Annotated in this window: 15 protein-coding genes and 1 other RNA gene; 4 read left to right on the top strand and 12 right to left on the bottom strand. The window is 61.6% G+C overall.

Annotated elements, in window-relative coordinates; all coding sequences use genetic code 11:
• Positions 1-7: 7 nt before the first annotated feature.
• The 8 genes from JL05_RS08510 to JL05_RS08475 all read right to left on the bottom strand — a co-directional run bounded on the left by JL05_RS08510 (position 8) and on the right by JL05_RS08475 (position 10,505).
• Positions 8-973 carry a quinone oxidoreductase family protein gene (locus tag JL05_RS08510; protein ID WP_033632156.1) on the bottom strand — a complete coding sequence of 322 codons (966 nt, stop codon included), beginning with the start codon at positions 971-973 and terminating at the stop codon, positions 8-10.
• Positions 974-1,081: 108 nt separating this feature from the next.
• A complete protein-coding gene (gene gcvP / locus JL05_RS08505) occupies positions 1,082-3,961 on the bottom strand; it encodes an aminomethyl-transferring glycine dehydrogenase (RefSeq protein ID WP_033632155.1) in 2,880 nt (959 codons plus the stop codon).
• A 92-nt stretch (positions 3,962-4,053) separates the two neighbouring features.
• Complete coding sequence (gene gcvH / locus JL05_RS08500) at positions 4,054-4,440, bottom strand: glycine cleavage system protein GcvH (RefSeq protein ID WP_033632154.1); 387 nt, start codon at positions 4,438-4,440, stop codon at positions 4,054-4,056.
• Positions 4,441-4,486: 46 nt separating this feature from the next.
• Positions 4,487-5,584: a glycine cleavage system aminomethyltransferase GcvT gene (gene gcvT, locus JL05_RS08495; RefSeq protein WP_004931631.1), complete on the bottom strand. Its 1,098-nt coding sequence runs from the start codon at positions 5,582-5,584 to the stop codon at positions 4,487-4,489.
• A gap of 506 nt (positions 5,585-6,090) precedes the next feature.
• Positions 6,091-7,293, bottom strand: coding sequence for an FAD-dependent 2-octaprenylphenol hydroxylase (gene ubiI, locus JL05_RS08490; RefSeq protein ID WP_033632153.1), 1,203 nt, complete (start codon positions 7,291-7,293; stop codon positions 6,091-6,093).
• 81 nt (positions 7,294-7,374) lie between these two features.
• The gene (gene ubiH, locus JL05_RS08485) at positions 7,375-8,553 is read right to left on the bottom strand and encodes a 2-octaprenyl-6-methoxyphenyl hydroxylase (RefSeq protein ID WP_033632151.1); all 1,179 of its coding nucleotides are present in this window, start codon (positions 8,551-8,553) and stop codon (positions 7,375-7,377) included.
• A gap of 1 nt (position 8,554) precedes the next feature.
• Complete coding sequence (gene pepP, locus JL05_RS08480; protein WP_016930007.1) at positions 8,555-9,871, bottom strand: Xaa-Pro aminopeptidase; 1,317 nt, start codon at positions 9,869-9,871, stop codon at positions 8,555-8,557.
• A 55-nt stretch (positions 9,872-9,926) separates the two neighbouring features.
• Positions 9,927-10,505 (bottom strand): YecA/YgfB family protein, encoded by a 579-nt coding sequence (locus JL05_RS08475; protein ID WP_004931622.1) that lies wholly within the window; start codon positions 10,503-10,505, stop codon positions 9,927-9,929.
• 319 nt (positions 10,506-10,824) lie between these two features.
• On the opposite strand from JL05_RS08475, the gene zapA reads away from it, so the two are divergent.
• The 3 genes from zapA (at position 10,825) to JL05_RS08465 (ending at position 12,038) form a co-directional block, all read left to right on the top strand.
• Positions 10,825-11,154, top strand: a complete 330-nt coding sequence (gene zapA, locus JL05_RS08470; protein ID WP_004931621.1) for a cell division protein ZapA — start codon at positions 10,825-10,827, stop codon at positions 11,152-11,154.
• Positions 11,155-11,194: 40 nt separating this feature from the next.
• A non-coding RNA gene (gene ssrS / locus JL05_RS24425) (6S RNA) lies at positions 11,195-11,377 on the top strand.
• A 52-nt stretch (positions 11,378-11,429) separates the two neighbouring features.
• Positions 11,430-12,038 carry a 5-formyltetrahydrofolate cyclo-ligase gene (locus JL05_RS08465; RefSeq protein ID WP_033632150.1) on the top strand — a complete coding sequence of 203 codons (609 nt, stop codon included), beginning with the start codon at positions 11,430-11,432 and terminating at the stop codon, positions 12,036-12,038.
• A gap of 48 nt (positions 12,039-12,086) precedes the next feature.
• On the opposite strand, the gene serA is transcribed toward JL05_RS08465, so the two are convergent.
• A complete protein-coding gene (serA, locus tag JL05_RS08460) occupies positions 12,087-13,325 on the bottom strand; it encodes a phosphoglycerate dehydrogenase (protein ID WP_004931617.1) in 1,239 nt (412 codons plus the stop codon).
• A 292-nt stretch (positions 13,326-13,617) separates the two neighbouring features.
• Positions 13,618-14,274: a ribose-5-phosphate isomerase RpiA gene (gene rpiA, locus JL05_RS08455; protein WP_033632149.1), complete on the bottom strand. Its 657-nt coding sequence runs from the start codon at positions 14,272-14,274 to the stop codon at positions 13,618-13,620.
• A gap of 204 nt (positions 14,275-14,478) precedes the next feature.
• Between rpiA and JL05_RS08450 the strand changes: the two genes are divergently transcribed.
• Positions 14,479-15,372, top strand: a complete 894-nt coding sequence (locus JL05_RS08450; protein ID WP_004931613.1) for a LysR family transcriptional regulator ArgP — start codon at positions 14,479-14,481, stop codon at positions 15,370-15,372.
• A 48-nt stretch (positions 15,373-15,420) separates the two neighbouring features.
• Here the strand turns inward: JL05_RS08450 and JL05_RS08445 are convergent, their stop codons facing one another.
• Complete coding sequence (locus tag JL05_RS08445; RefSeq protein WP_004931607.1) at positions 15,421-16,152, bottom strand: oxidative stress defense protein; 732 nt, start codon at positions 16,150-16,152, stop codon at positions 15,421-15,423.
• 121 nt (positions 16,153-16,273) lie between these two features.
• On the bottom strand, positions 16,274-16,891 hold the full coding sequence (gene argO / locus JL05_RS08440) for an arginine exporter ArgO (RefSeq protein WP_033632147.1): 618 nt from the start codon (positions 16,889-16,891) through the stop codon (positions 16,274-16,276).
• Positions 16,892-16,980: the final 89 nt, after the last annotated feature.

Raw genomic sequence — 16,980 nt, 5'->3', positions numbered from 1 at the left:
CCGGGGATTAACGGGCGATGCGTATCACCGAACGCACGTCGCTTTTCTTGTTCAGATCCCACACCTCGGCGATCTCCGCCAACGCGTGCTCCTGCGTCTCGATAGTGAGCGCTCCGGTCGCCGCCAGCGCCAAAATCTCGGTCGCGTAGCGCTGCATCTCCGGGATCGGCGGGAAGTTGCCGGTGCCGCTGCCGAGGATCTGCAGCTGATTGCTGCGCAGCACCGCCGCCGGCAGCCGGATGTCCGGCGCGGCCATCGAGCCGACGTTGACCAAGCGAATGCCGCGCCCCCCGGCGTAAGACGAGAGATCGTGATTATTGAGCGTCGCCAGCAGCGCTTCGGTCGCCGGGCCCCAGATGTAATCGACAATCACCTGATAACCACCCGGCCCCGCCGCCGCCGCGAAGGCCTGCGCCAGCGCCTCGCCCTGCAGGCTCAGATCCACCGTGGCGTCCACACCCAACGCCTCCAGCACGCTCAGGCGCCGACCGGCGGCAACGATGCGCCCGGCCCCCGCCTGACGCGCCGCTGCAACCGCCAGTTTGCCCGAGGTGCCGGTAGCGCCGATGACCAGCACCGTTTCTCCGGGCTGCAGATCCGCTCGCCAGCGCAGCGGCAGCCAGGCGGCGAAGGCCGGATTGATCAGCGCCGCCGCCGTGGCGTCGTCCACCGCCTCCGGCACCGGCACCGTCCAGGACGCGACGCTGCGCTCTGCCATCGCGCCGTAAGGGCGACGGAAAGAGGCGAAGTACACCCGTTGCCCGTCCGCCGTGCGGCCCACGCCGTCGGTGCCAGGCACGATCGGCAATTGCTTCGGGCTGGAATAATGAGTGCCGGCGACGGTGGCGCGATCCAGCTGCTTGATGCCGGCCGCCAGAACGTCGATCGGCACTTCATTCGCCTGCGCCTGAGGCTCCTCAAAGGTGCCGAAAACCGGGGGTTGCCCCAGCGCTGTTACGATTGCCGCTTGCATGATGACTCCTCAAATCGTGGGAACGTACCGGAAAGAATAGGCCGCGATAAAATAAAAAGGGACACCGCATCATGCGGTGTCCCCCAAACACAAACTTTGCCGAACGTGTTATTCGTAATCGCTCATCGGCACGCAAGAGCAGAACAGGTTACGGTCGCCATACACGTCGTCCAGACGCTTAACGCTCGGCCAGTACTTGTTCTCGCGTACGCCGGCCACCGGGAACACCGCCAGCTCGCGGCTGTACGGGTGCTGCCAGTCGTTGACCAGCTCCGCCTGCACGTGCGGCGCATTCACCAGCGGGTTGTCTTCCAGCGGCCATTCGCCTTTGGCGACGCGGTCGATCTCGCTGCGGATCGCCAGCATCGCATCGATAAAGCGATCCAGCTCCACTTTGCTTTCCGACTCGGTCGGCTCGACCATCAGCGTGCCCGCTACCGGGAACGACATGGTCGGCGCGTGGAAGCCGAAGTCGATCAGGCGCTTGGCGATGTCCATTTCGCTGATGCCGGTCTCTTCCTTCAGCGGACGAATGTCGAGGATACATTCGTGCGCCACGCGGTGATCGCGGCCGGTATACAGAATCGGGTATGCGTCTTTCAGACGGGTAGCGATGTAGTTGGCGTTCAGGATCGCCATCTGGCTGGCCTGCTTCAGGCCTTCCGCGCCCATCATGCGGATGTACATCCAACTGATAGGCAGGATGGAGGCGCTGCCGAACGGCGCCGCGGAGACCGCGCCCTGCTGGGTGGTTACGCCGTCGATCTGCACCACGCTGTGGCCCGGTACAAACGGCGCCAGGTGCGCTTTCACGCCGATAGGGCCCATGCCCGGGCCGCCGCCGCCGTGCGGGATGCAGAAGGTTTTATGCAGGTTGAGGTGCGAAACGTCTGCGCCGATGTAGCCCGGCGTGGTGATGCCCACCTGGGCATTCATGTTGGCGCCGTCCAGATACACCTGACCGCCGAACTGGTGCACGATCTGGCACACTTCACGGATGGTTTCTTCATACACGCCGTGGGTCGACGGGTAGGTCACCATGATGCAAGAGAGTTCTTCGCCTGCCTGCTCCGCCTTGACGCGCAGATCGTGCAGATCGATGTTGCCGTTCTTGTCGCAGGCCACCACGACCACGCTCATGCCCGCCATCTGGGCGGAGGCCGGGTTGGTGCCATGCGCCGAGCTCGGGATCAGGCAGACGTGACGGCCCGCTTCGTTGCGGCTTTCGTGGTAGCGGCGGATCGCCAGCAGGCCGGCGTATTCGCCCTGCGCGCCGGAGTTCGGCTGCATGCACACCGCGTCATAGCCGGTCAGCTGCACCAGCCACTGAGACAGTTGGCCGATCATCTGTTGGTAACCGGCAGCCTGCTCCGGCGGGCAGAACGGGTGCAGTTCGGAGAATTCAGGCCAAGTGATCGGGATCATTTCCGCCGCGGCGTTCAATTTCATGGTGCAGGAACCCAGCGGGATCATCGCCTGGTTCAGCGCCAGATCCTTACGCTCCAAGCGATGCATGTAACGCATCATCTCGGTTTCGCTGTGATAGCGGTTGAATACCGGGTGGGTCAGGATCGGATCCTGGCGCAGCATAGCGGCCGGGATCGATTGACTGTTTTTGCTCACCGCCGCGTCCAGCGCGTCGATGTCCAGACCGTGATTGTCGCCCGCCAGCAGTGCGAACAGCGTTTGCACGTCTTCACGCGAGGTGGCTTCATCCAGCGTGATGCCCACGGCGCCGTGGATGTCGGTACGCAGGTTGATGCCGAAGCTCAGCGCACGTTCCAGCACGGCGGCCTTGTCTTTCACTTCAACGGTCAGGGTGTCGAACCAGGTGTTGTGGCGCAGCGTCAGGCCGGCCTTCTGCAGCCCGGCGGCCAGGATGTCGGTCAGGCGGTGGATGCGCCCGGCGATGCGCTGCAGCCCTTGCGGGCCGTGATACACCGCATACAGACTGGCGATGTTGGCCAGCAGCACCTGCGAAGTACAGATATTCGAGTTGGCTTTCTCGCGGCGGATATGCTGCTCGCGGGTCTGCATCGCCATGCGCAGCGCGGTGTTGCCGGCGGCATCGCGGGAAACGCCGATGATGCGGCCCGGCATCGAGCGCTTGAACTCGTCGCGGCAGGCGAAGAAGGCGGCGTGCGGGCCGCCGTAGCCCATCGGCACGCCGAAGCGCTGCGCGGAGCCGAACACCACGTCGGCGCCCTGCTTGCCCGGCGCGGTCAGCAGCACCAGGGCCATGATGTCGGCGGCCACGCTGGTGATGATTTTGCGCGATTTCAGTTCAGCCAGCAGCGCGCTGTAGTCGTGCAGTTCACCGGTGGAGCCCACCTGTTGCAGCAGCACGCCGAACACGCCGTCCAGCTCCAGCACTTTTTCCGCTTTATCGACGATGACGTCGAAGCCGAAGGTTTCGGCGCGGGTGCGCACCACGTCCAGCGTCTGCGGATGCACGTCGTCAGCCACGAAGAAGCGGTTGGCGTCTTTCAGCTTGCTGGCGCGTTTGGCCAACGCCATCGCCTCGGCGGCGGCGGTGGCTTCATCCAGCAGCGATGCGGAGGCCAGATCCAGGCCGGTCAGATCGAGGGTCACGGTCTGGAAGTTCAGCAGCGCTTCCAGACGGCCCTGCGACACTTCCGGCTGATAAGGGGTGTAGGCTGTGTACCAGCCCGGGTTTTCCAGCATATTGCGCAGGATCACCGGCGGCGTCAGCACGGCGCTGTAGCCCATGCCGATATAGGATTTGTAGCGCTGATTCTGCGAGGCGATCGCCTTCAGCTCAGCCAGCGCCTGGTGTTCGGTCGCCGCGCCGCCAACCGGCGGCGGCCCCGGCAGCTGAATGTCCGCCGGCACGATCTGTTGGATCAGCGCGCTGAGCGAGCGAGCGCCCACCGCTGCCAGCAACTCCTGGCGTTGTTCCGCAGAAGAGCCGATGTGGCGTTCGATGAACGCTTCGCTGTGTTCGAGTTGGCTGAGTGTCTGAGTCATTGCTACAAATTCCTGAATGCTTGCGTGATACGGGATATAGCTTGAACGGTAACTAAAACGCCCCGGCCGAAAGGCCTGGGGCGTGGGCACGATTACTCGTCGATCGAGGCCTGATAAGCCGCGGCGTCCAGCAGGTTCGCCAGCTCGCCTTCGTCGGAGGCTTTAATCTGGAACAGGAAGCCGTCACCGTAAGGTTCGCTGTTCACCAGCTCCGGGGAGCTTTCCAGCTCGGCGTTCACCGCCACGATTTCGCCGCTGATTGGCGCGTAAATGTCCGACGCCGCCTTGACGGATTCCGCCACGGCGCAGTCTTCACCGGCGGCGACGCTGCGGCCCACTTCCGGCAGATCGACAAACACCATATCGCCCAGCAGTTCCTGCGCGTGTTCGGTGATGCCTACGGTGTAAACGCCGTTACCTTCTGCGCGAACCCACTCGTGAGAGGATGCGTATTTCAATTCTGTTGGCACATTGCTCATCGCCGGTTACTCCTTCGAAGAAATAAAAGAATCAATCAATAAAAAATCAATTTGTCAGCGGCTTGCCGGCGCGAACGAAACCGGGCTTGGTCACTTTGACCGGCATCTCGCGGTTGCGAATCTGCACGATGGCCTGCTCGCCGATGCCCGCCGGCACGCGCGCCAGCGCGATGCTGAAGCCCAGCGTCGGGGAGAACGAACCGCTGGTGATCACGCCTTCGTGGGTTTGCCCCGCCGCGTCGGTGAAACGCACCGGCAGCTCATTACGTAATACGCCTTTTTCCGTCATGATCAAGCCGACCAGTTGCTCGGTGCCCTGCTCGCGCTGTTGTTCCAGCGCTTCGCGGCCGATGAAACGGCGATCTTCCGGCTGCCAGGCGATGGTCCAGCCCATGTTGGCGGCCAGCGGCGAAACGCCCTCGTCCATCTCTTGCCCGTAGAGGTTCATGCCCGCTTCCAGGCGCAGGGTGTCGCGCGCGCCCAGACCGGCCGGCTTGACGCCCGCGGCCAGCAATTTTTGCCAGAAATCCGCCGCCTGCTCTTTCGGCAGCGCGATCTCATAGCCGGCCTCGCCGGTGTAACCGGTGGTGGCGATGAACAGCTCGCCGGCCTGCACGCCGAAGAATGGCTTCATGCCTTCGACCGCGCTTTTTTGTTCCGGAGTGAACAGGGTGCCGGCGCGCTCTTTGGCCTGCGGGCCCTGCACCGCGATCAGCGCCAGATCGTCGCGCACCGTCAGCGCGACGCCATACGGCGCGGCGTGCTCTTCAATCCAGGCCAGGTCTTTGTCGCGGGTGGCGGAGTTCACCACCAGGCGGAAATAGTCTTCAGTGAGGAAATAAACGATCAGGTCATCGATCACGCCGCCGGAGGCATTCAGCATGCCGGTGTACAGCGCCTTGCCGGGTTGGGTCAGTTTGGCGACGTCGTTCGCCAGCAGGTAGCGCAGGAACTCGCGGGTGCGAGCGCCGTGCAGATCCACGATGGTCATGTGAGACACGTCGAACATGCCAGCATCCTGACGCACCGCGTGGTGCTCATCGAGCTGCGAGCCGTAGTGCAGCGGCATCATCCAGCCGTGAAAGTCTACCATGCGCGCACCGCACGCCACGTGCTGGTCGTACAGTGGGGTTTGCTTTGCCATCTTTTCCCTCTTTCCACTCGTCGCTAGAAGTTAGGGTGCTGCCACGCAATGCGGCGGAGCCTGGCTCGCGGCCCGATCGCCATGGCGCACTGACTGCTCAACACAAATGCTGCGCCGGGACGGGCGAAAACTGCGTGCAATCGCCGTGACGCAAACGATACCTTTCCCCCGAACTTATCACCGAACGACCACATTAACCATAAGTTAAAATAGGCTCATCGCCGTTCCGGGGCGGTAAAATGCCGGGCTAGTGTGCAGAGTTTTTCACTGGAAAAATGCGCCTTAAGGCACAAAATTAACAATTAAAGCGGCAAAATGCCGAACTTATATAACAAACCTATGGCCGCACATGGGATCCGGACTTTTGATAACCGAACATGGAATTAGAAAAAGTAATGATAAAAAGCGGCTGAAATTAGATTATTTCAAATGAAGGGTTATATAAGGAAACGCGATGGCATAAGGCGAGAAGCGCGAGCCCGCTGCGGGCTCGCAGAAGGCAGGTGTCAGGCAAGCCACTCGGGCAGATCGTTCAGGCCCATCGCCTGACGCACCAGCTTAGGCTTGACGCCAGGCAGGCTGTCCGCCAGCCGCAGCCCCACGTCGCGCAGCAGCTTTTTGGCCGGGTGGTTGCCGTCGAACAGTTCGCGGAAACCCTGCATGCTGGCCAACATCACCGCCGCGCCATGTTTGCGGCGGCGCTCATAGCGGCGCAGATAGAGGTGCTGGCCAATATCCTTGCCCTGCCGCTGCAGGCGGCGCAGTTCGGAAATCAGCTCGGCGGCGTCCATAAAGCCCAGGTTCACGCCCTGTCCGGCCAGCGGGTGCACGGTATGCGCCGCATCGCCCACCAGCGCCAGGCGGTGCGCCGCGAAGCTGCGCGCATAGCGGCCGGTCAGCGGGAACGCCAGCCGTTCGCTTTCCAGGCTGCAGGCGCCCAGCCGCATATCGAAGGCCATCGCCAGTTCGCGGTTGAATTGTTCCGGCTCCAGCTGCTTGAGACGCTCAGCGTCTTCCGGCGCGACCGACCAGACGATGGAGCTCAAATGCGGATCGCTGAACGGCAGGAACGCCAGAATGCCGTCGCCGTGGAAAATTTGCCGCGCCGTGGCCTGATGCGGCTCTTCGGTGCGGATGGTGGCCACCAACGCGTGGTGGCGATAGTCCCAGAAGGTAAGCGGGATATCGGCATGCTGGCGCAGCCACGACTGGGCGCCGTCGGCGCCAATCACCAACCGGGCGGTCAGCATACGGCCGTCCTCCAGCGTGATGAAGGCGTCATTCTCGCCCCACGCCACCTGCTTGAGCGCGGCCGGGGTAATCAGCGTGATGTCCGACAGGCTTTCGGCGCGCTTCCACAGCGCCTGCTGGATCACCGAATTTTCGATGATGTGGCCGAGATGGCTGAAACCGCACTCGTCGCCGCGGAAGGCGATTTTGCCGAAGCTATCGCGATCCCACACTTCCATCGCGTTGTAGGCGCTGGCGCGCTGCTGGAGGATGTCGTTCCACACGCCGATATGCTGCAGCAAACGCTCGCTGGCGGCATTGATGGCGGAAACGCGCAGCGCGGGCTGCTCCGACGGCGGCGCCATATCCGGCTGGCGCTGCTCCAGCACCGCCACGCGCAGCCCGCTGCCCTGCAGGCCGCAGGCCAACGCCAGCCCCACCATACCGCCACCGGCGATAATCACGTCAAATGATTGCATGCTGCTCGATTTCCTTAAATAACGCGCGACGCCTTGCCACGCCGCGTTTTTGGGCGCGCCACAGGGCGCCCGATTCTGTGTCTAACGTTCCACCCAGCCCAATGTGCGCTTGGCGAAGGCGTCGCGCACCGCCGGCAAACGCGCCATCGCCATCAGCCCCAGATTGCGGCCGACCACCAGCGGGACATAACGGTTGGCGAACAGGCGAATCAATCCGTCGGTCACGCCGATCGTCGCCTGCTGATCGTTTTGCCGCCGCTGCTGATAGCGGCTCAGCAGCGCATAACCGCCGGCGTCTTCGCCGCTGTTCATCGCTTCCGCCAGCGTTTCCGCCAGCGACATTACATCGCGCAGACCAAGGTTGAACCCCTGCCCGGCGATCGGATGCAGCGTCTGCGCCGCGTTGCCCACCAGCGCCAGCCGGTGGCTGACATGACGATCGGCGGTCAGCAGGCCAAGTGGATAACTGTGCCGCTTACCGGCCTTGAGGATGCGCCCCAGCCGCCAGCCGAAGGCCTGTTGCAGCTCGGCGATAAAACGCGCGTCGTCCCAGGCATCCACTTGGGCGCGATCTTCGCGCGCATGGCACCACACCAGTGAACTGCGCCCCTGCGACATCGGCAGCAGCGCCAGCGGCCCATAGCGGGTAAAGCGCTCGAAAGCTCGCCCCTGCGGATCTTCCGCCGTGGTGACGTTGGCGATGGTGGCGAACTGCGGATAGTCCTCCTGCCGCCACTGCACGTTGCAGGCCTGCGCCAGCGCCGAACGCGAGCCGTCGGCCGCCACCAGCAGCTGCCCGCGCAGACGCTGGCCGTTGTCCAGCAGCACTTCCGCCCGCTCCGCGGTGCGGATCACGTCCACCACCCGCGCGGGGCAGTGCAGCGTGACGCCCGGCGCCTTCGCCAGCAGCGCGAACAGCCGCTGCCCGGCGTCGTGCAGTTCGATCACCTGGCCGAGCGCATCGACCTGATAATCCTGCGCCTGCAGATTAACGAAACCGGCGTGACCGCGATCGCTGACGTGCACCTGAGTGATCGGCGTGGCGCAGTCGCGCAGCGCCGGCCAAACGCCGATGCGCGCCAGCTGTTGGCAGGTGCCCTGTGCCAAAGCGATGGCGCGGGCGTCAAAGCCAGGATGGCTGCGGTCGTCCGGCCGGGTCGCCTCGACCAGATCCACCGCCATTCTTCCCTGAGTGAGCGACGAAATGGCCAGCGCCAACGTCGCGCCCGCCATACCGCCACCAACGATAATGACGCTCATGCTATGACCTTGCCGCCGCCATCAACGCTTCGATGGCATCGGCGTCTTTCACCACGGTGGCGGTCAGGTTTTCATTGCCGTCGGCGGTGATCACGATGTCGTCCTCGATGCGGATGCCGATGCCGCGGTATTCCTCCGGCACGTCCGCATCCGGCGCGATATACAGCCCCGGTTCCACGGTCAGCACCATGCCCGGCTCCAGCAGCCGATCGCGGCTCGGCGTGCCATAGTGGCCAACGTCGTGCACGTCGAGACCCAACCAGTGGCTCAACCCATGCATAAAGAACTGACGGTGAGCCTGCTCGGCGATCAATTGATCGACTTCACCTTTCAATACGCCCAGCTCCACCAGCCCGACCACCATGATGCGCACCACTTCGTCGTTGACTTCGCGGATGCTGGTGCCGGGCTTAAACAGCTCCAGCGCACGCTGCAGCGACGCCAGCACGATATCGTACACCGCGCGCTGCGGCCGGCTGAACTTGCCGTTGACCGGGAAGGTGCGGGTGATGTCGCCGGCGTACCCCTGGTACTCGCAACCGGCGTCGATCAGCACCAGATCGCCGTCGCGCATCTGGCTCTCGTTCTCGGTGTAGTGCAGGATGCAACCGTTTTCGCCGCTGCCGACGATGGTGTTGTAAGACGGGTAACGGGCGCCGAGGCGGGTGAATTCATGATGAATTTCCGCTTCCAGCTGATATTCGAACATGCCCGGGCGGCATTTTTCCATCGCGCGGGTATGCGCCAACGCGCTGATCTCACCGGCGCGGCGCATCACCGCCAGCTCTTCCGGCGATTTGAACAGGCGCATGTCGTGCAGCCACGGCCGCCAGTCGGTCACGGTGGCAGGCGCCTGCAGATTCTGGCGGAACCCCTTGCGCAGCTTGTCCAGCGCGCCGAACAGGATCTGATCGGCATAGGCGTATTCGCCCTGCGCGTGGTAGACCGCATCCAGGCCGTTGAGCAGCAGGTGCAGTTGGTCATTGATTTCATCGAACGGCAGCGCGCGATCCACGCCCAGCTTTGCCGGTGCGGCGTCTTGCCCCAGGCGGCGGCCAAACCAGATTTCCGCCGTCAAATCGCGCACCCGGTTGAACAACACGCTGTGGTTGTGCGTTTCGTCGCTTTTAATCAGCACCAGCACCGCTTCCGGCTCATTGAAGCCGGTCAGGTACCAAAAATCGCTGTTCTGCCGGTAGGGATAGTCTGAATCTGCACTGCGCGTCGTTTCCGGCGCAGAGAAAATAACCGCCGCGCTGGCCGGCGCCATTTTCGCCAACAGCGCCTGGCGGCGGTTGTTGAATTCCTGCTGAGTCATTACCTTCTCCTGAAATCATGCCATCCGCACCGCCGGCGGAGGGGCGATAGAACGTTTAGTGCAGCGTCGGTTTGATATTTTCCGGCGCCGTCGGTTTGTGACGGGTGAATTCGCCGTGGCACATGATGGCGGCGACCCGCACATACTCCGCCACTTCTTCCAACGACTGTTCCAATTCTTCCTGATCTTCGTCTTCGTCGTAGCCCAGTTGCGCGATGTTGCGTAGATCGTCGATCGCTTCACCGACTTCGTCTTTCACCTGAGCCAGCTTCGGCTGCATCATGCCCAGACCGAGCAAGAAGTGGTTGACCCAACCGGCCAGCGCGTCGGCGCGATCGAACACGCTGACGATCTCCCCTTCAGGCAGCATCAGTTGGAACAGGAATTCGTCATCTTCCAGCGTGTCACGCGTCGCTTCATACAGCTGCTGCAACGGTTGGCTGAGCGCCTGTGGGAAGGCCACGCCTTCGTTGGTCAGATCGTGCACCAGCGCCTGCCAGCCGGCGTCACGGCTGCCGCCACACAGCAGGCCGCTGATCAGGCCGTGCATTTCTGCCGCGGTCAACGCCACCGACTGCTGGTTGAGGGCCACGGTTAAAGATTGGTAACTTGGAAATGTATTCTGTATAGACATGCGCATTCGTCATCGTTGGCAGGATAAGTTCGTGTTATGCTACCACCAAGGTCCGTCGCTATACCAGATAAGCGCGACACCTCAGTGGCTAGTTATAATCGCGATGTGGCAGGTTTCACACTGCGCCGGCGGGTGACGAAAGTGCGGTAAATACGCATTTTGAAACCCTTTTTTGACTGGCAATGTGCGCCACAGTAGATTACAACCAGGTACTGAAAAAGGGGTTGTATCTTGGTACCGAGGTATATATAGTGGCGCCCGCTTTGACGGCCCGGCCAGGGCGGACAAGGCTGGCGCGAAATTTAGGCAGGAAGGTGGCATGTCTGCACAACCGGTAGATATTCAAATTTTTGGCCGCTCGTTAAGAGTCAATTGCCCGCCAGAACAACAAGATGCGTTGAATATGGCGGCGGACGATCTTAACCAACGGTTGCAAGATCTTAAAGTTCGCACTAGAGTCTCCAATACTGAGCAACTGGTTTTCATCGCGGCATTGAACGTCTGTCACGAACTTGCTCAAGAACGGTTGAAAACCCGTGACTACGCGTCCAATATGGAACAACGCATACGGATGCTGCAGCAGACCATTGAACAAGCGCTGCTTGAACAAGGTCGCATCTCTGAACGTCAGGATGCACAATTCGAATAACTTAAGTTGTTGAAATTAAAGTTTCGGCAACGAGTACAAAATTTCTCTGAGATGTTCGCCAGCGGGCCAGTCCCCTGAGCCGATATTTAGTACAAACAGAATGTGTTGCTCCGCGATCGGTGAGCACGCTCGGTGCGCCGAGAAGCCTTAAGATTGCGACGGCACGTTCACCTTGAACCATGGGTTCAAGGGTTACAGCCTGCGACGGCATCTCGGAGATTCCCCTTCTCAGCGGTTTATGTGTGCTGAACACCACACAGAGCAAGCCTGATACGATGCCTTTTCAACCCCAATTCGCGCAGCAGCGCCAAACCATTCGTCAACTCATTCGCCAACGTCGGCGCGAGCTTACGCCGGGCCAGCAACGCTTTGCCGCAGAAAAGATAGCCGAACGCCTCGTCACGCATGAACGCATTCAGGCGGCGCACAGCATCGCGGTGTTTTTGTCGTTTGACGGCGAACTCGATACCGGGCCGCTGATCGAGCGGCTGTGGACGCTCGGCAAACGGGTTTACCTACCGGTGCTGCATCCGTTCAGCCCGGGCCACCTGCTGTTCCTGCGCTATGCGCCGGAAACGCCGCTGGTGCGCAATCGCTTCAATATTCTCGAACCGCGCCTCGATGTGCGCAAGGTGTTGCCGCTGGGTGAACTGGAAGTGGTGCTGACACCGCTGGTGGCGTTCGATCATACCGGGCAGCGTCTGGGCATGGGCGGCGGCTTTTACGATCGCACCCTGCAAAACTGGCGCAGCGGCGGCCCCTATCCCATCGGCCTGGCTCATGATTGCCAGCAGGTGGAACATCTGCCGACCGAACACTGGGATATCCCGCTGCCGGAAATCCTCACCCCGCTCTGCAGCTGGGCATGGCATGAGCCAAAATAGCAAAAGGCCGGATCGCTCCGGCCTTTTTCGTTGCGGCATGCCGCCGAATCAGAACAGCAGGCGGGCGCGGATGGTGCCGTCGATGGCTTTCATACGCTGCAGCGCGGCGTCGGCGCGCGCGGTTTCCGCTTCGATGTCGATCACCACATAGCCGATTTCCGGCCCGGTTTGCAAATACTGTGCGGCGATGTTAACCCCCTCTTCGGCAAAGATCTGGTTAATCTGCGTCAGCACGCCCGGACGGTTTTCGTGGATGTGCAGCAGGCGGCTGGCGTTCGGGCCATGCGCCGGCAGCGACACTTCCGGGAAGTTGACGGCGGACAGAGTCGATCCGTTGTCGGAGTATTTCGCCAGCTTGCCGGCCACTTCGTCGCCGATGTTCTCCTGCGCTTCCTGAGTGGAACCGCCGATGTGCGGCGTCAGCAGCACGTTGTCGAACTCACACAGCGGCGAATTGAACGGATCGCTGTTGGTCGCAGGCTCTTCCGGGAAGACGTCGATCGCCGCGCCTGCCAGGTGATTGCTGGCCAGCGCGTCGCACAGCGCGGGAATATCCACCACGGTGCCGCGCGAGGCGTTGATCAGAATGGCGCCCGGTTTCATCAGCGCCAGCTCTTCCGCCCCCATCATATTTTTGGTCGATGGCGTTTCCGGCACGTGCAGCGTCACCACGTCGCTCATATTGAGCAGATCGGACAGATGGCGCACCTGCTGCGCATTGCCCAGCGGCAGCTTGTTCTCGATGTCATAGAAGAACACCTTCATGCCCAACCCTTCGGCCAGAATACCCAGTTGGGTACCGATATGGCCGTAGCCGATGATGCCCAGCTTTTTGCCGCGCGCCTCATAGGAGCCCACGGCCAGTTTGTGCCACACGCCGCGGTGCGCCTTGGCGTTGGCGGCCGGAATGCCGCGCAGCATCAACAGCAGCTCGCCCAGCACCATTTCGGCCACGGATCGGGTATTGGAGAAGGGGGCGTTGAAGACCGGAATACCGCGTTTGGTCGCCGCTTTCAGATCAACCTGGTTGGTGCCGATGCAGAAGCAGCCCACCGCCACCAGTTTTTCTGCGGCGGCGAACACCTCTTCAGTCAGATGCGTACGCGATCGGATGCCGACGAAGTGTGCATCGCGGATGGATGCCTTCAACGATTCGGTGTCTAACGCACCCTTGTGGTATTCGATGTTGGTATAACCGGCGGCACGCAAATTATCGACCGTGCTCTGATGAACCCCTTCCACCAACAGGAATTTAATCCTGTCTTTCTCCAATGATACTTTTGCCATTTACCCGACCCTATGTTCAGACTTCAGAAGCGGCTGTGACGACACAGCTCCCATCCAACATAACAAAAATAACGCGGGCGGCAATACAAACGATTGCCTGCTTGGCAGGACAAGGCGCAGCGTCGATGGCGGTTTACGGCAGAAAATGCCATAGGGAAAGTTTTCGGCAGAAGCTTTGGGGAGTCAGTTTTCACAATGTGACATAAGTCACCAAATTTGCCGTTTTTCAGAAAAGATATTTTAACCGAAGAATTATGCGGCCCGGCACCGCCGGGCCACAAACGGCAGAAGCTTATTTGACCACTTTCACGCCTTCCGGGGTGCCGACCAGCGCCACGTCCGCGCCACGGTTGGCGAACAGCCCCACGGTCACCACGCCGGCGATGCCGTTGATCCTGTTCTCCAGCGCCACGGCGTCGGTAATGCTCAGGTTATGCACATCGAGGATCACGTTGCCGTTGTCGGTCACCACGTTCTGGCGATACTCCGGCAGGCCGCCGAGTTTCACCAGCTCACGCGCCACGTAAGAGCGAGCCATCGGGATCACTTCCACCGGCAGCGGGAATTTGCCCAGCACGTCCACCTGCTTGCTGGCGTCGACGATGCAGATAAATTTCTTGGCGATGGCGGCAATGATCTTCTCGCGCGTCAGCGCCGCGCCGCCGCCCTTGATCATCTGCATATGGCCGTTGATTTCGTCCGCGCCGTCCACGTAGATATCGAGCGAGTCCACTTCGTTGCTGTCGAACACGTGGATGCCGAGGCTTTTCAGCTTGGCGGTGGAGGCATCGGAGCTGGACACCGCGCCTTCGATCTGGTGCTTGATAGAGCCCAGCGCGTCAATAAAGTGGGCGGCGGTAGAGCCGGTGCCGACCCCGACGATGGTGCCCGGCGTCACGTATTCCAGCGCCGCCCAGCCCACCGCTTTTTTCAGTTCATCCTGCGTCATAATATGTCCCTTGCCTCTGTACGAAAACGTGTGCGTATTATAGGGTAAAACGCTGTTTTTCACGCCGGCAGGATCACACTTATTTACCGCAGCCCGCATTTTTACCCGCTTGGCGGCGAGCTGGGGGCGTGATTTTTCCACCTGCGCCATGCGTAAAATGTGGCATAGTGCCGGTATCATTCTAATTTAAGGGATATCTTTCCGATGAAACGCCCAGACTATCGTACGCTGCAAGCGCTGGACGCGGTGATCCGTGAGCGCGGCTTCGAGCGCGCCGCGCAAAAACTCTGTATCACGCAATCGGCGGTATCCCAACGCATCAAACAGCTGGAAAACCTGTTCGGCCAACCGCTGCTGGTTCGTACCGTGCCGCCGCGCCCGACCGAACAGGGGCAAAAGCTGCTGGCGCTGCTGCATCAGGTGGAGCTGCTGGAAGAAGAGTGGCTGGGCAACGACACCGGCGTCGATACGCCGCTGCTGCTGTCGCTGGCGGTCAACGCCGACAGTCTGGCTACCTGGCTGCTGCCGGCGCTGAAGCCGGTGCTGGCGGACTCCCCCATTCGCCTGAATCTGCAGGTGGAAGATGAAACCCGCACCCAGGAGCGGCTGCGCCGCGGTGAAGTGGTGGGCGCGGTGAGTATTCAGCCGCAGCCGCTGCCGAGCTGCCTGGTGGATCGGCTGGGGGCGCTGGACTACCTGTTTGTGGCCTCCAGCGGCTTCGCCGAGCGCTATTTCCCGAACGGCGTCACCCGTTCCGCGCTGTTGAAAGCGCCGGCGGTGGCCTTCGACCATCTCGACGACATGCACCAGGCATTCCTGCAGCAGAACTTCGATCTGTCGCCGGGCAGCGTGCCCTGCCACATCGTGAACTCATCGGAAGCCTTCGTGCAGCTGGCGCGTCAGGGCACCACCTGCTGTATGATCCCGCATCTGCAGATCGAAAAGGAGCTGGCATCCGGCGAACTGATCGATCTGACGCCGGGGCTGTACCAGCGCCGCATGCTGTACTGGCACCGCTTCGCGCCGGAGAGCCGCATGATGCGTAAAGTGACCGACGCGTTGCTGGAGCACGGTCACCAGGTATTGCGCCAGGATTAAAACGAAAAAAGGTTCGCCGCGGCGAACCTTTTCTTCAATGCCACACCCTTACTGCGCGGCGTTACGCTGCAGCTCAAACACCACATCCACCTGATCGTCGAAGTGAATGCTTTGCTGTTCATAGGTTTGCGCCGCGTCGTTTTCCGCCGCCGCGCCGGCCGCCTTATACATCCGCGCCACCGGCATCGGCTGGTAGTTGGCGACCCGGTAGCGAATGCTGTACACCGGCCCCAGCTTGGCGTGGAAGCCCTTGGCCAGGGATTCGGCCTGCTGAGTCGCGTTCTCGATCGCTTTTTGCCGCGCCTGCTCGCGATACACGTCCGGCTTGGCGACGCCCAGCTCCACCGCGCGGATCTCGTTCAGACCGGATTTCAGCGCGCCGTCCAGCAGCTCGTTCAGCTTGTCCAACTGGCGCAGGGTGACCTGCACCTGGCGCACCGCCCGGTAGCCCTTCAGCACCGACTCGCCGGTTTTCAGGTAGTCGTATTCCGGCTGAGTGCGCAGGTTGGCGGCGCTGATGTCTTTCTTCTCGATGTTGTTTTTCTGCAGGAAATCAAAGTACTGCGCCACGCGCTCGTCCACCTGCTTCTTCGCCTGGGCGGCGTCTTTGGAGGAAACGCTCACTTCGATCGCCAGGGTGGCGATATCCGGCGTGGCGTCCACGCTGGCGGTGCCGGAGGTGACGACGTGCGGCCCTTCAGGCACTTCAGCCGCCTGCAGCGCCATCGGTAACGTCCCTAATCCGACCATTGCGGCCATAGCCAATGCTTTTAGCTTCACAGTGTCTCCTTAATGACAGGCTGTCTCTGATCGCCGGCTTTTCCCTGCGAGAACCGCCGGATTCCTGGCATCAAACGTAGCATATCGCACGGCGTTTTGAATTCGGATTAGTGACAAATTCTTATAAATTTGCCCCCTGCCAGGTCAGCTGCAGCGCGATGCCCCACATCACCAGCCCGACCAGCGCATTGATGATGCGCTGCGCCCGCTGCGTATTCAGCCACGGCGCCAGCCAGGAGGCCAGCAGCGCCAGGCCAAAGAACCACACCGCCGACGCGCTGACCGCGCCAAGCGCGAACCAGGAGCGGACATCCGCCGTCAGCTGTCCACCCAGGCTGCCGAGCACCACGAAAGTGTCCAGATAGACGTGCGGATTCAGCCAGGTGACCGCCAGCATGGTGACCACGATGCGCCAGCGGCTCTGCGCCAACTCCTGCGCCGCGGCCTGCGCCGGTTGCGGGCTGAAGGCGGAACGGAACGCGCCCCAGCCGTACCACAGCAGAAACGCCACACCGCCCCAGGTGACCAGCGCTAACAGCAGCGGCGAGCGGGTCAGCAACGCGCTGCCGCCGAAAATACCGGCGCAGATCAGCACGATATCGCTCAGTGCGCACAATGAGGCGATCATCAAATGATACTGACGGCGAATGCCCTGATTCATCACGAATACATTCTGCGGGCCCAGCGGCAGGATCATGGCGGCGCTCAGGGCAAAGCCCTGCAGGAAGACGGCTAACATGGGAGATTCCTCGAATGATAAAAGGCGCCGGACGTGGGCGCGTATCGGTTAACACGCGCATCATACGAGGAAGCGATCATTAGGTGAAA

The organism is Serratia nematodiphila DZ0503SBS1, from assembly GCF_000738675.1.
Lineage (GTDB): Bacteria > Pseudomonadota > Gammaproteobacteria > Enterobacterales > Enterobacteriaceae > Serratia > Serratia nematodiphila.
The sequence above is the reverse complement of the archived record's forward strand: the minus strand, read 5'-3'. Positions and strand labels throughout refer to the sequence as shown.

Bases quoted from the DNA above. Each gene is read 5' to 3' on its own strand.
- ubiH (WP_033632151.1), bottom strand. From the start codon at position 8,553: ATGAGCGTCATTATCGTTGGTGGCGGTATGGCGGGCGCGACGTTGGCG.
- gcvH (WP_033632154.1), bottom strand. From the start codon at position 4,440: ATGAGCAATGTGCCAACAGAATTGAAATACGCATCCTCTCACGAGTGG.
- pepP (WP_016930007.1), bottom strand. From the start codon at position 9,871: ATGACTCAGCAGGAATTCAACAACCGCCGCCAGGCGCTGTTGGCGAAA.
- rpiA (WP_033632149.1), bottom strand. From the start codon at position 14,274: ATGACGCAGGATGAACTGAAAAAAGCGGTGGGCTGGGCGGCGCTGGAA.
- ubiI (WP_033632153.1), bottom strand. From the start codon at position 7,293: ATGCAATCATTTGACGTGATTATCGCCGGTGGCGGTATGGTGGGGCTG.
- JL05_RS08450 (WP_004931613.1), top strand. From the start codon at position 14,479: ATGAAACGCCCAGACTATCGTACGCTGCAAGCGCTGGACGCGGTGATC.
- JL05_RS08510 (WP_033632156.1), bottom strand. From the start codon at position 973: ATGCAAGCGGCAATCGTAACAGCGCTGGGGCAACCCCCGGTTTTCGGC.
- JL05_RS08465 (WP_033632150.1), top strand. From the start codon at position 11,430: ATGCCTTTTCAACCCCAATTCGCGCAGCAGCGCCAAACCATTCGTCAA.
- gcvT (WP_004931631.1), bottom strand. From the start codon at position 5,584: ATGGCAAAGCAAACCCCACTGTACGACCAGCACGTGGCGTGCGGTGCG.
- JL05_RS08475 (WP_004931622.1), bottom strand. From the start codon at position 10,505: ATGTCTATACAGAATACATTTCCAAGTTACCAATCTTTAACCGTGGCC.
- argO (WP_033632147.1), bottom strand. From the start codon at position 16,891: ATGTTAGCCGTCTTCCTGCAGGGCTTTGCCCTGAGCGCCGCCATGATC.
- zapA (WP_004931621.1), top strand. From the start codon at position 10,825: ATGTCTGCACAACCGGTAGATATTCAAATTTTTGGCCGCTCGTTAAGA.
- serA (WP_004931617.1), bottom strand. From the start codon at position 13,325: ATGGCAAAAGTATCATTGGAGAAAGACAGGATTAAATTCCTGTTGGTG.
- gcvP (WP_033632155.1), bottom strand. From the start codon at position 3,961: ATGACTCAGACACTCAGCCAACTCGAACACAGCGAAGCGTTCATCGAA.